This is a genomic window from Desulfobacteraceae bacterium (assembly GCA_022340425.1).
GTDB lineage: Bacteria > Desulfobacterota > Desulfobacteria > Desulfobacterales > JAABRJ01 > JAABRJ01.
This window is the reverse complement of the sequence record JAJDNY010000013.1, coordinates 1-12,134: the sequence shown is the minus strand read 5'-3', so window position 1 is coordinate 12,134 and position 12,134 is coordinate 1. Positions and strand designations below refer to the sequence as shown.

Genomic DNA, 12,134 nt, shown 5'->3' with positions numbered 1-12,134 from the left:
ATGGTGAAGCACCCTCCCCAAGGCCAGCGACGGCAGGAATCCCACCATCAAAAGAACCAGCAGCAGCAGCAGACGCTTGGGGTTCGATGCCATCCGCGGAATCCTCCAGCCCAACCGGCCCCGGGGACATTCCGCGGCCGGCGGCTCAGTTGAGGGAATTTAAAAAGTCTCGGTACAGTGAAATGGTCTGAACCGGTTTCTCAAGATAGAGCACATGGCCGCAGTTGTCGATAACCGCACCACGACCGCGGGGGATTTCGGCGGTGAAGCGCGCCTGGCTGGCCACCGGCTGCACCTGGTCCTCCCGCCCCCAGAGCACCAGGGTCGGGCTGGCGATCAGGCCCAAACGGCCTTCCAGCAGCCCCATCCCGCCGTTTACCATGTCCGCCAGAATTTTGAGGTACAGATCGTGGCCGTGGCTGTGCCGCCCAACCAGGTAGCGCTTGATCGGAGTCGGCAGCCAGGGCGGGTCGTGAAAGAGGACCCGCATCAAATCGTCAAAGTCCGACAGGGTGCGGTAGAGCAGCAGGATGCGTCCCTCGCGTTCATAGATCCGCTGCAGCTTCCCCGGGACAGGGGGCAGGACCCCGGCCGGCGCCATCAACAATAGGCTTCGGACCTCAGTCGGGTGGCCAGAGGCATAGTAACCCGCGATATAGCCTCCCATGGAGGCCCCCGCCAGATGGAAGCTGCTGAGTCCCAAGGCCTGGACAAACCTCCCGAAGCGGGCGGCCTGGCTGGGAATGTCGTAGGCCAGGGAAGCATCCCGGCTGGATTCCCCGAATCCCGGCAAATCCGGCACGATCAGGCGGTAGCGACTGCTCAGGGCGCCCAGCAAGGCGCCGAAATGGTCCTTGTCGGCGCCAAAGCCGTGCAGCAGCACCAGCGGCTCGCCCTGCCCCCCGGCAAGGTAGGTCCAGTCGACCCCGTCCACCGTCACCGTCGCCGGCCGCAGGCCGGCCCGCCAGCGGTTGACAAAAACCACGCTGTCGTAAACCCAGCCCGGAAAGAACAGAAAGACGCCCCCCAGCCAAATCGCCAGCAGAGCTGTCAGAACGACGCTGACTTTGAGAAAATTGACCATGCCCGTCTCCTCATCCGGGATCGTTTCCGGAGACACCCGCTGGATGCAGCGCCACCCGGCTGGAATGAAACACCCCTCCAAAAAACCGTTATCAGCTGTTTTCATCGGGGCGCGGGCGGCGAAGTTGCAGTTTCGCCGCAACCTATGGTAGGTAGGCGCGAGCGGTGATCGGACCGCGCCGCCGGGCCAGGCCATGGGCTCCGGCCGCATAGCTGAAAACCCCCAACCCTGACGATCGCCATGCCCCCCAGCGACCCCAAGACGCTCTCGACACTGCGGATTTGGCTGCTGGCCTCCCGGCCCCGCACCCTGCCGGCCGCCGTGGCACCGGTGGCGGTGGGCGCCGCCCTGGCCTTCGCCGCCGGGCAGTTCCGCTTGGGCCCGGCTGCTGCGGCCCTGCTGGGGGCGCTCCTGCTGCAGGTGGGGGTCAACCTGGCAAACGACTATTTCGATTTCCGGGCGGGGATCGATACCCCCGACCGCCTGGGGCCGCTGCGGGTAACCCAGAGCGGTCTGCTGGCCCCCGAAGCGGTCAAACGGGGCATGATGGCGACCTTCGCTCTGGCCGGGGGGGTCTGCCTCTACCTGGTCGCGGTTGCCGGCTGGCCGGTATTGCTGATCGGCGTCCTGGCGATTCTCTCCGCCCTGAGCTACAGCGGCGGCCCCTACCCGCTGGCCTCCCACGGTCTAGCCGATTTTTTCGTCTTCCTCTTCTTCGGGCTGGTGGCCGTGGCCGGCACCTTCTACGTGCAGACGCTGGCACTGAACGCCCGGGTCTTCTGGGCCGCCATACCGGTGGGGCTGCTGATCACCGCGATCCTGGTGGTCAACAACCTGCGGGACATCGCCACCGACGCCCGCAGCGGCAAGCGCACCCTGGCCGTGCGGCTGGGGCCCCGCGGGGCGCGGCTGCAGTATGCCCTGCTGGTCTCGGCCGCCTACGCCGCGCCGGCGGCCGGCTGGCTGGCGGGGGCGACCCCCTTCTGGGGGCTGCTGTGTTTTCTCTCCTTCCCGCGCGCCCTGCAGCTCATCCGGCGCATCGCCGAGGCCCGCGGGGCGGCGCTCAACCCCGTCCTGGGGGCCACCGCCAACCTGGCCCTGGGGTTCAGCCTGCTGCTGGCATTAGGGCTGATCCTGGCGGCCTGAAGTCCCCGCAGCCAGCCGTCAGGGTGTCACCTGGGTTCCCAGGACCTCGAGGAAGCGGGCAAGCCAGACCGGGTGTGCCGGCCAGGCCGGCGCCGTGACCAGGTTGCCGTCCACATGCGCCTGGTCCACGGCGATCTCCACAAAACGCCCGCCGGCCCGGCTGACATCCGGCCCCACCGCCGGGTAGGCGGCGCAGGCGCGGTTTTCCAGGACCCCGGCAGCCGCCAGCAGCTGGGCCCCGTGGCAGATCGCGGCGATGGGTTTGCCGCTGTCCGCGAAATGCCGCACCATCTGAAGTACTCTTTGATCCAGGCGGATGTATTCCGGCGCTCGCCCGCCCGGAATCACCAGGGCGTCGTAATCCTCGGCGCGCACCGCGTCGAAGTCGGCGTTGAGGGTGAAGTTGTGCCCCGGCTTCTCGCTGTAAGTCTGGTCCCCTTCGAAATCGTGCACCGCCGTGCGCACCGTCTGCCCCGCCTTTTTCTCCGGACAGACCGCATTCACGGTGTGCCCGATCATCTGCAGGGCCTGAAACGGCACCATGACCTCGTAGTCCTCGACAAAGTCCCCCACCAGCATCAGAATTTTTTTGGCACTCATCCGGTCCTCCTTTGGGTTGCGGCCGGCGGGGCGCTGCGGCCATCCATCAGTTTCCCGCCGTGCGTTGTCGGCAGAGCTGCGCGATGTCAGCCGGGTGAAAAAGATAGCGGCTGCCGCAGTAGTGGCAGCGCATCTCCAGGGGAAAGGGCCCGTTGCGGCGGATGTCGTCCAGTTCGGCAACCGGCAGCAGCCTGAGAACCTCGCGGGTCTTCTCACGGCTGCAGTGGCACATGAACTCCACCCGGTAGTCCCCTATAAATCGCGGCCCGAAAGCACCGAAAGCCTCGACCACCAGACTTTTGGGATCTTTCCCGGCGCCAAACGCCGCCCCCAGCGAGGGCAACGCCGGCACCCGCTGTTCCAGGCGCCCCATGGCGTCCTCATCGGCACCGGGCAGCGCCTGCAGCCATAGGCCGCCGGCACCCGCGACCTCCCCCTGGCGATCGAACTGGATGCTGAGGCTGAAGGCCGTCGGGATCTGCTCCGAGGTCAGGTGGTAATGGGCCAGGTCCTTGGCGATGGAGCCGTGCAGCAGCGCCACCTGGCCGGTGAAGGGCCGCTTGGAGCCCTCCGGATAGCGGGTCAGCGAAAGGATGCCGGCGCCGAAGAAAGGCGACAGGTTGAAGCTCTCCAGGGGCTTGTGGACGGGGATGACGCCGGTTTTGAGATAGCCGCGGACCTCGCCGAAGGCATTGGCCTCCACCACCAGGCCCCGAATGGGGCCGGAGCAGTCGATCTGCAGGCGGATGCGGTCGCCGCCCTTGCAGTTGCCGGACATCAGCCCCACACCCAGGTAGGCATGGCCCAGCACCAGGGTCTCCAGAATCCCCAGGCCGTGATTGGCCCGCATTTCACTGATCATCCGGGTGCCATGCAGGATCGCCCCCCGCACCTGCCCGTCGGCCAGGACGAAGCGGTAGATCCGGTCGCGGGCGCCGGCTTTGAGCTGATCTTTGAGAGTCGCACCGTAGGGATGTTTCTTTTCCATGGGTCCTTTTCCAAAACGACGCCCAGCCGCGTGGCGGGCAATAGGTCACACGCGCGGGCGGCGCAGCACGCTGAGCTTCCAGGCGATTTCCCGGCGGCCCAGGCGGTCGGGGGTCGCCAGGCGCTTGCAGACCATCAGCCCGTGGCGGCGGGCCAGGCCCAGGAACGCTTCCGCCGGGCAGGGGTGCATCGGCCGGTCGGCTTCCACCGGCCCGTGGCGCAGGCTGACCACCAGCGGCGCACCAGGGGCCAGGAGGTTCTTCAGGGTCTCGAGGGCCGTTTCGCGGTCATCGGGCGCCACGTGCATCCAGACCGCGTTGACCAGGATCAGGTCGAATTTTTGGCCGCCGGCGCACACCGTTCTCAACTCCGGCAGACGGTCGTCGACCCAGCGGATGTTCGGCAGCCGGTGGCGCCTGCCGGCCGCCTGCCGCAGGACCGCGCACGGCTCCACGGCCACCACCGCATGGCCCAGGCCCGCCAGCCAGGCCGCATCGCGGCCCGAGCCGGCCCCCACGTCCAGCACCGCGGCGCCGCTTGCCGGCAGAAATTCCCGCCACCCCCGGTGCAGGCGCTCGGGGTCCAACCGTTCGTAGCGCGCCGCCAGCAGGACAGCGTTTTGGCTGTAGAAATCCTCCCAGGACATGCCAACAGGCCCCATGCTAGACGGCGCCCGGCGCCAGGTCGCGCGCCAGGCAGCGGGCTGTGTGGGAAACCGATGCCGCTGCCAGGATCTCCTCGGGCGACCCGGCAGCCACCACCCGGCCCCCGCCCGCTCCGCCCTCGGGTCCGAGATCGACGATCCAGTCGGCCGCCTTGACGATTTCCAGGTTGTGCTCAATCAGCGCCACCGTGTTGCCGGCGTCCACCAGGGCCTGCAGCACCCCGGTCAGCTTGAGGACGTCCGCCTGCTGCAGACCGGTGGTGGGCTCATCGAGAACGTAAAGGGTGTGGCCGTTTCCCGGCCGGGCGAGCTGTTCGGCCAGCTTGATGCGCTGGGCTTCGCCCCCCGAGAGGGTCGGGCTGGGCTGCCCCAGACGCAGATAGCCCAACCCGATATCGTCCACCAACCGCAATGCCTTGCGGATTTTGGGCAGGGGGGCGAAAAAATCGGCCGCCTCGGCGAAGGTCATCTCCAGGATCTCGGCCATGTTGCGCCCCTTGTAGCGCACCTCCAGGGTCTCGGGGGTGAACCGCCGGCCGCCGCAGACCTCGCAGTGCACAGTGACGTCCGGCAGAAAGCTCATGGAGGTCTTGAGGCTGCCGTGGCCCTTGCAGGCCGGGCAGCGGCCCTCGGCGCGGTTGAACGAGAAGCGCCCCGGCCGATAGCCCCGCGCGCGGGAAAGAGGCGTGGCAGCCAGCAGATCGCGGATCTGGTTGAGAAACCCCACGTAGGAGGCCGGCACCGACCGGGGGGTGCGGCCGATGGGGCTGTGATCGACCTCCAGCACGCGGGTGACCGCTTGCCAGCCGAGAATCTCGCGGCAGTGGCCGGGCAGTTTCCCCCGGTTGAACAGCCGGCGCAGCCCCTCGTAGAGCGTCTCCTTGAGCAGGCTGGACTTGCCCGAGCCCGAAACCCCGGTCACGCACACCAGCGTCCCCAGGGGGATTTCCACGTCCACCGCTTGCAGGTTGTGTGCCGAGGCGCCACGGATGCCGATGGCGGCGACGCCCCGGACCGGCCGCCGGCGGGAGGTGAGCGGGCGCCGGGGCTGCCGCAGCTGGGCGCCGGTGGCCGACTCCGGCACCGCCGCCACCGCCGCCGGAGGCCCGAAGGCCACGATGGCGCCCCCCTGGCGGCCGGCCCCCGGCCCCAGGTCGATCAGGGTGTCCGCCGCCCGAATGGTCTCCTCGTCATGCTCCACCACCAGAATCGAGTTGCCCCGGTCGCGCAGCTCCTTGAGGGCCGCGATCAGCATGGCGCTATCGCGGGGGTGCAGCCCGATGGTCGGCTCGTCCAGAATGTAGCACACCCCGGTGAGGTTGGAGCCCAGCTGGGCAGCCAGCCGCACCCGCTGGGCTTCGCCGCCGGAGAGGGTGTCGCCGCTGCGCCCCAGGGAGAGATAGCCCAGACCCAGACGCACCAGCAGGGCGAGGCGGGTGCCGATCTCGGCCAGGATCGGCTCGTAAATGGGGGCGGCCTGGGGGTCGAAGCGCAAACCCGCCAGGACCGCGGCGGCGTTGGCGGCCGTCAGCCGCACCAGGTCCCAGATGGAGCGCCCCTGAATCTTGACGGCCAGGGCTTCGGGCTTGAGCCGGCTGCCGCCGCAGGCCGGGCAAGCGCGGGGGTCGGCGGATTCCCCGGCGGCGGGGCCGTGGGCGGCGGCCTGCCCCAGCCCCTCGCAGGCCGGGCACTGCCCCTGAGGGCTGTTGAAGGAAAAAAGGCGCGGGTCCAGCGTATTCAATCCGATCCCGCAAGCCGGACAGACCCCCTCCAGGCTCAAAATTTCCTCTCGGCCGTCCTCGCCCTGGAGGATCACGGCACCGCCGCCTTCCTCCAGGGCCCGGAAGATCAGGTCCTCCGGCGCGGGGTGCGGCAGCCGGCCGACCACCAGCTCGATGGTGTGCAGCCCGTGACGGTTGAGGGTCATGCCGGGTGTCAACGCCGTCAGGGTCCCGTCGATGCGGGCCGCCTCGTAGCCCTGCTTGCAGGCGGCGGCCAGCAGCTCCCTGTGAAAGCCCTTGCGGCCGGCCACCTTGGGCGCCAGCACGAGAGCTGCCGCGCTCCGGGGACGCTGCCGAACGCGGGCCGCGAGGCGCTCGCGGCTCTGGGCGATCAGCCGCCGGCCGCAGCCCGGGCAGTGGCGCTCGCCCAGCTTGCTGAACAGCAGGCGCAGGAAGTGGTAGATCTCCGTCAGGGTGGCCACCGTGGAGCGCCGGCCGGCGTGGCTGACGCGCTGTTCGATGGCCACCGTGGGCGGCAGGCCGCTGATCAGGTCCACATCCGGGCGCTCCAGGATCTTCATGTACTGGCGCACATAGGGCGCTAAACTCTCCAGGTAGCGCCGCTGGCCTTCGGCGTAGAGAATATCGAAGGCCAGGGTGGATTTGCCCGAGCCCGAAACCCCGGTCAGGACCACCAGCTGGTGGTGGGGGATGTCCACCTGAATGTTTTTGAGGTTGTGTTCGCGCGCCCCGTGCACCCGGATCACGTCCCGGACGGCCGCCGCCCCGTAAGCCGCCGGCGCCTCGGCCACCATCGGCAGCTCGGCGGCGGGGGCCCGGGCGACGGCGGCCCCCGCCAGATAACCCCGCAAGAACTCTCCGGTGTGCGACCCGGGATGACCGGCCACGATTTCGGGCGCACCGGCGACCACCACGCGCCCGCCCGCATCCCCGCCCTCGGGGCCGAGATCGATGACCCAGTCGGCGCTCTTGACCACGTCCAGGTTGTGCTCCACCACCAGCACCGAGTGCCCCTCGCCCACCAACCGCTGGAGGGCCTGCAGCAGCCGCCCGATATCGTCGAAATGCAGGCCCGTGGTGGGCTCATCGAAGATGAAGAGGGTTTCGCGGCCGCGGCCGGCGTCCAGGTGGCGCGCCAGCTTGAGCCGCTGGGCCTCCCCACCCGAGAGGGTGTTGAGCGGCTGGCCCAGCCGCAGATAGCCCAGCCCGACCTCCGCCAGGGGGCTCAAAGCTTTGACAACCGACGCCTGTTCGCCGAAAAACCCCAGGGCCGCGTCCACGGTCATGTTGAGGATCTCGTCGATGTTGCGGTCGCGGTAGCGGACAGCGAGGATCTCGGGTTTGAAGCGTTTGCCGCCGCAATCCGGGCAGGTGATGGTGACATCCGAGAGAAACTGCATCTCCACCCGCTCGAAGCCCTCGCCGCGGCAGGTCTCGCAGCGCCCGGGGCCCGCGTTGAAGGAGAAGTGCCCCGGGCCGTAGCCAGCCAGACGCGCCTGGGGGGCTTCGGAGAACAGCCGCCGGATGGGGTCCATGGCCTTGGTGTAGGTCAGGGCGTTGGCCCGCGGGGTGCGGCCGATGGCGCGCTGATCCACCAGGACCACATCGGCGAGCCCCTCCGCGCCGCGGATCCCCCGGTGGCGGCCGGGGCGCCCCTGGGAATCATTGCGCGCCCATTTGATCCCCTTGAAGAGGATTTCCTCGGCCAGGGTCGATTTGCCCGAACCGGAGACCCCGGTCAGACACACCAGCAGCCCCAGGGGAATGGCCACGTCCAGGTCCTGGAGGTTGTTGGCGGCGGCGCCGACCACCGTCAGCCAGCGGTCCAGCCTCGGCCGGCGGCGTCGGGCCGGCAGGGGGATTGCGCGCTCCCCGGTGAGATACTCCCCGGTGAGGGAGTCGTGCACCCCGCCGGTGGGACCGAAGTAGACCACCGCGCCGCCCCGATCGCCGGCGTGCGGGCCGATGTCCAAAAGATAGTCGGCGCGGGCGATGATCTCGGGGTCGTGCTCGACCACCACCACCGTGTTGGACTGGTCCCGCAGGTGCTCCAGGATGGTGACCAGCCGGCGGCTGTCGCGGGGGTGCAGCCCGATGGAGGGCTCGTCCAGAACGTAGAGGGTGTGCACCAGCGAGGCGCCCAAAGAGGAGGCCAGCGCCACCCGCTGCACCTCGCCCCCCGACAAGGTCCGCGACTGGCGCTCCAGCGTCAGGTAGTCCAACCCAACGTCGCGCAGATACCGCAGCCGCCTGAGGACCTCATCTGAGACCATGGCCGCGGCCTCATCCAGCGGCTGCCGGGAATCGGCGGTTAGTTTTTCGAAAAACCCCAGGGCGTCGCGAACGTTGAGGGCATAGAGCTCCGCAATGGTCACCCCGCCCAGGCGGTAGTGCAGGGCCTCGGCCTGGAAGCGACTGCCCCGGCACACCGGGCAGAGGTTGTAGCTGCGGTAGCGCGAGAGAAAGACCCGCACGTGCATCTTGTAGGTCTTGCCCTCCAGCCACTTGAAAAACCCCCGCAGGCCGTAGAACCCGCCGGGGCGGCCGTCGAAGATGGCCGTCCGCTGATCGTTGGAGAGGCGCTGGAAAGGAATCCCGGTGGGGATCCCCTCCTCCCGGCAAAAGGCCACCAGATCGTCGTATTCGTCGCGATGCGCGTCGCGCCCGCCCCAGGGCTTGACGGCGCCCTGGGCGATGGAAAGGGACGCGTCGGGCACGATCAGGTCCGGGTCGATGTCGATCACCCGGCCAAACCCGCGGCATGTGGGGCAGGCGCCCACGGGGCTGTTGAACGAGAAAAGGCCGGGCGGCGGCGGGCTGTAGTCTATGCCGCAGTCGGGGCACGCCAGGGCGCTGCTGAAGGCCGCGTGGTGGTCGGGGGGCGCCCAGAGGTCCAGCCGACCGCCGCCGAAGCGAAAGGCCTGTTCTGCGGACTCGATGATCCGCTGGCGCTCCTGCCCGCGCCATTTGAAACGATCCACCAGCACGTGGACGGGACCCTGGAAATCCGGCGGGAGATCCGCCAGGGGACGGACCAGGGCCCCGTCGAACCAGCGGTCAAACCCCAGCCGGCGCCAGCTTGCGGCGGCCGCCGCCTCGCCGGCGGGCAGCCCAAAGGTGATGATCACCGCCAGACCCAGGGGAATGCCGCGGCAGAACTCCCAAACCGCGGCCGGGGTGGCGGGGGTGACCGGTCGGCCGCACTCCCGACAGTGCAGCACGGCGGCGCGGGCATAGAGCAGTTTGACGAAATCGGTGACCTCGGTCATCGTCCCGACCGTCGAGCGCGAGGTGCGGACGGGGTCCTTGCGGTCGATGGCGATCGCCGGCGGGATCCGTTCGATCCTCTCCACCCGCGGGCGGTCCATGCGGTCCATGAACTGCCGCGCGTAAGGCGAAAAGGTCTCCACGTAGCGCCGTTGGCCTTCAGCGTAGAGGGTGTCGAAGGCCAGGGAGGATTTGCCCGATCCGCTGACACCGGTCACCGCGATGATCCGGTTGAGGGGGATATCGAGATCGAAGCCCTTGAGGTTGTGCTGGCGGGCGCCTCGTATGCGGATGGTGTCGGGTTGCATGGGGTCAGCGCGGGGCCTGGGCGGCCTTTTCAGCCATCGATGCGGCTCACGAAGGTCTTCAGAATACCCTCCACGGTTTCGTCGAAGGCCGTGTAAAAGTCTTCCTTCTCGCGTTCGGAGAGCGCCTGTAAATCGGCCACCCGGTACCCGCTGAGGAGCTTGAGCAGAAACACCAGCTGGCTGACGAAAAATTCGCGCAGGGCGGCCAGCGCCTCGGGCTGGCGGCGGGCCAGGGCCTCGCGGGTGACCGGCTGGGCCTCGCGGCTGGCCGAGCGGATCACCCCCTCGGGATCGTCCAAGAGGGCGAAAAGGGCCGCCCGCACCAGCCGGAAAATCGCCTGCACCAGGGTCATCTGCAGCAGCTCCGGATGATGGATGTAGGAGTACTGGGGGTTGACTGGCAGGTCGACGATGCGGTTGGCCGCGCTGCGCCGGAACCAGCCTTCGGTGTAGCGCACGATCTGCTCGCCGCGCCAGGTTTCCCGCGGCTTGAGGTGGACCCAAACCACCCGTGAGAGCCCGCGGATGCACTCCTCGGGCGTGCGGTAGTCGAAGCTGCCCAGCAGCCGGCCGCCTTCGAAGATGTCGATCCCCGGTTTGTGAGCCTCCGCGGAGAGTTCGGCGGCCACAATGCGGCTGAAATCATCCACCCGCGAGAGCAGCGCCATGGCCGAAGGAGCCCCCGGCGCCACCCGCTGCAGCCGTTCGGGAATCTCCCCGCTGCCAAAACTGCGGGTGACCGCCGGAGGCAGGAAAACGGCCGCCACGAAAGGCGAGAGGTCAAGCGTCAGGTGCAGGGCTTGAAAGAGGTTGGCGTCGGCTTCGGAGAGGTTCTCGACCGTCACCACCCTGCCCGCCATCAGGTAGGCACTCATGGTGGCCAGGGTGGACTCCAGGGCCCCCTCCCAGCTGGCCATGGCCGGCTCGCGCCCCTCGCGCACCCATTTGAGCACGCGGCGGCGGATCTCTTCGATCTGTGTATTGTTTTCAAGGTTCTTCATGCTGCAAAGGATCTTCTGTCTTGGGCTGTTGTTTTTTTAGGCTTCGTACCCGATAACATAGTCTTCGTTCGCAATTTGGCAACACGCCCTAAACACCGCGGGCAACGTCAAATGACGGCCCGTGGCCGCGGCGCGCGCCGATTTTTTGCTAGCGGTGACGCCAGCCTTTCAACCCCCAGAGGAGACACGCCAGGGCCGCCAGGTTGGCCCCGGTCGAGACCATCCCCGTGGCCCTGATCCCGCCCCAGAGCCACACCGGCCCGCCCAGCAGCGCCCCCGCAACGCGGCCGATGCCGGCCGCCGCGAAAAAGCCGGCCATCATGGTGGCCCGCAAACCGGGCACCAGCTCGGTGGACAGCGACAGGGAGGCGACGATGGTGAATTCCAAGCTCAAAAAAAGAACGAAAAGCCCGGCCAAGGCCGGCCACAGGCTCAGGCCGACGAGGGGCAGGAGGGCATAGCAGGCGGTGGACAGACAGAGTCCCGCCAGCACCGAGCGTTTCAGCCCCAGCCGGTCCCCCAGTAAAGCGGTCAGGGCCTCGCCGCCCAGCTCGGCCGCGCCGATGGCCACCGTGCCGAAGCCTAATGCGGCCAGACTGAGGTGAAAGGCCTCCTCGAACCAGGCGCCGAAAATCACGAACAGGTTGTCGTTGGCCAGGCTGACCCAGAAGGCGTAGCCCAGGGTCCCCAGGGCCTGGGGCTGGCGGATGAGCTGCTGCCAGAAGCGCCAGGGGCCGCCGTCGGCCGGGGGCCGCCGCCCGTCCCGGGGCAGGATCAGACCCAGGGCCGCCAACCCGGCCAGCCCAAGGCCGCCCAGGACGAAAAAAGGGGAGCGCCAGCCATAATGCGCCATCAGCAGCCCGATGGCCGGAATGCCCAGCAGGGTGCAGCCGGACCAGCTGAATTCCAGCAGCCCGATCACCGTCCCGCGGCGCTCAAAGGGCACCCGCGCACCGATGAAGGCCTGAATGGCGGGGTCGAAAACGGTCTTGCCGAGAGCCGCCAGCAGCAGTGCGGCGACGACCATCCCGTAGGTCGGCCAGAACCCCGCCGCCAGCATCCCCACCACCAGCATCGCCAGACCGGCCAGCATGACGCTGCGGCAGCCCAGGCGATCGGTCAACGGGCCGCTGACGGTCCCCAGCAGCGCGGTGGCCTGGGTGGCGGCGATCAGCGAGGTCACGGCCGTGAGGGGCACCCCCATCCCCCGGCTGAGGGCCGGCGCGAAGGGATAGGGAAAGCGGCGGGCGGTGTTGAGCACCAGCCGGCACAGCACGGCCACGATCACCTGGGAGCCCAGGGACGGTTTGTTTGAGGAGGCCGGGGCTGCACCGG

General features: G+C 68.6%; 8 protein-coding genes. 1 reads left to right on the top strand and 7 read right to left on the bottom strand.

Going from position 1 to position 12,134, the window contains the following annotated elements:
* Window positions 1-145 precede the first annotated feature (145 nt).
* Complete coding sequence (locus LJE63_01015; GenBank protein MCG6905174.1) at window positions 146-1,084, bottom strand: alpha/beta fold hydrolase; 939 nt, start codon at window positions 1,082-1,084, stop codon at window positions 146-148.
* A 240-nt stretch (window positions 1,085-1,324) separates the two neighbouring features.
* Between LJE63_01015 and LJE63_01010 the strand changes: the two genes are divergently transcribed.
* Complete coding sequence (locus tag LJE63_01010; protein MCG6905173.1) at window positions 1,325-2,230, top strand: 1,4-dihydroxy-2-naphthoate polyprenyltransferase; 906 nt, start codon at window positions 1,325-1,327, stop codon at window positions 2,228-2,230.
* Between the two features lie 18 nt (window positions 2,231-2,248).
* On the opposite strand, the gene LJE63_01005 is transcribed toward LJE63_01010, so the two are convergent.
* From LJE63_01005 to LJE63_00980, 6 genes are all read right to left on the bottom strand, one after another.
* Window positions 2,249-2,830, bottom strand: coding sequence for a DJ-1/PfpI family protein (locus LJE63_01005; GenBank protein ID MCG6905172.1), 582 nt, complete (start codon window positions 2,828-2,830; stop codon window positions 2,249-2,251).
* A gap of 46 nt (window positions 2,831-2,876) precedes the next feature.
* On the bottom strand, window positions 2,877-3,818 hold the full coding sequence (locus LJE63_01000; GenBank protein MCG6905171.1) for an Hsp33 family molecular chaperone HslO: 942 nt from the start codon (window positions 3,816-3,818) through the stop codon (window positions 2,877-2,879).
* A gap of 45 nt (window positions 3,819-3,863) precedes the next feature.
* The gene (locus LJE63_00995; protein MCG6905170.1) at window positions 3,864-4,463 is read right to left on the bottom strand and encodes a class I SAM-dependent methyltransferase; all 600 of its coding nucleotides are present in this window, start codon (window positions 4,461-4,463) and stop codon (window positions 3,864-3,866) included.
* A gap of 16 nt (window positions 4,464-4,479) precedes the next feature.
* Window positions 4,480-9,798 (bottom strand): excinuclease ABC subunit UvrA, encoded by a 5,319-nt coding sequence (uvrA, locus tag LJE63_00990; GenBank protein MCG6905169.1) that lies wholly within the window; start codon window positions 9,796-9,798, stop codon window positions 4,480-4,482.
* Between the two features lie 29 nt (window positions 9,799-9,827).
* Window positions 9,828-10,799, bottom strand: a complete 972-nt coding sequence (locus tag LJE63_00985) for a hypothetical protein (GenBank protein ID MCG6905168.1) — start codon at window positions 10,797-10,799, stop codon at window positions 9,828-9,830.
* Window positions 10,800-10,947: 148 nt separating this feature from the next.
* The coding region (locus tag LJE63_00980) for an MFS transporter (protein ID MCG6905167.1) at window positions 10,948-12,134 on the bottom strand (1,187 nt) is incomplete at its 5' end.

Bases quoted from the DNA above. Each gene is read 5' to 3' on its own strand.
- LJE63_01005 (MCG6905172.1), bottom strand. From the start codon at position 2,830: ATGAGTGCCAAAAAAATTCTGATGCTGGTGGGGGACTTTGTCGAGGAC.
- LJE63_01010 (MCG6905173.1), top strand. From the start codon at position 1,325: ATGCCCCCCAGCGACCCCAAGACGCTCTCGACACTGCGGATTTGGCTG.
- LJE63_00995 (MCG6905170.1), bottom strand. From the start codon at position 4,463: ATGTCCTGGGAGGATTTCTACAGCCAAAACGCTGTCCTGCTGGCGGCG.
- LJE63_00985 (MCG6905168.1), bottom strand. From the start codon at position 10,799: ATGAAGAACCTTGAAAACAATACACAGATCGAAGAGATCCGCCGCCGC.
- uvrA (MCG6905169.1), bottom strand. From the start codon at position 9,798: ATGCAACCCGACACCATCCGCATACGAGGCGCCCGCCAGCACAACCTC.
- LJE63_01000 (MCG6905171.1), bottom strand. From the start codon at position 3,818: ATGGAAAAGAAACATCCCTACGGTGCGACTCTCAAAGATCAGCTCAAA.
- LJE63_01015 (MCG6905174.1), bottom strand. From the start codon at position 1,084: ATGGTCAATTTTCTCAAAGTCAGCGTCGTTCTGACAGCTCTGCTGGCG.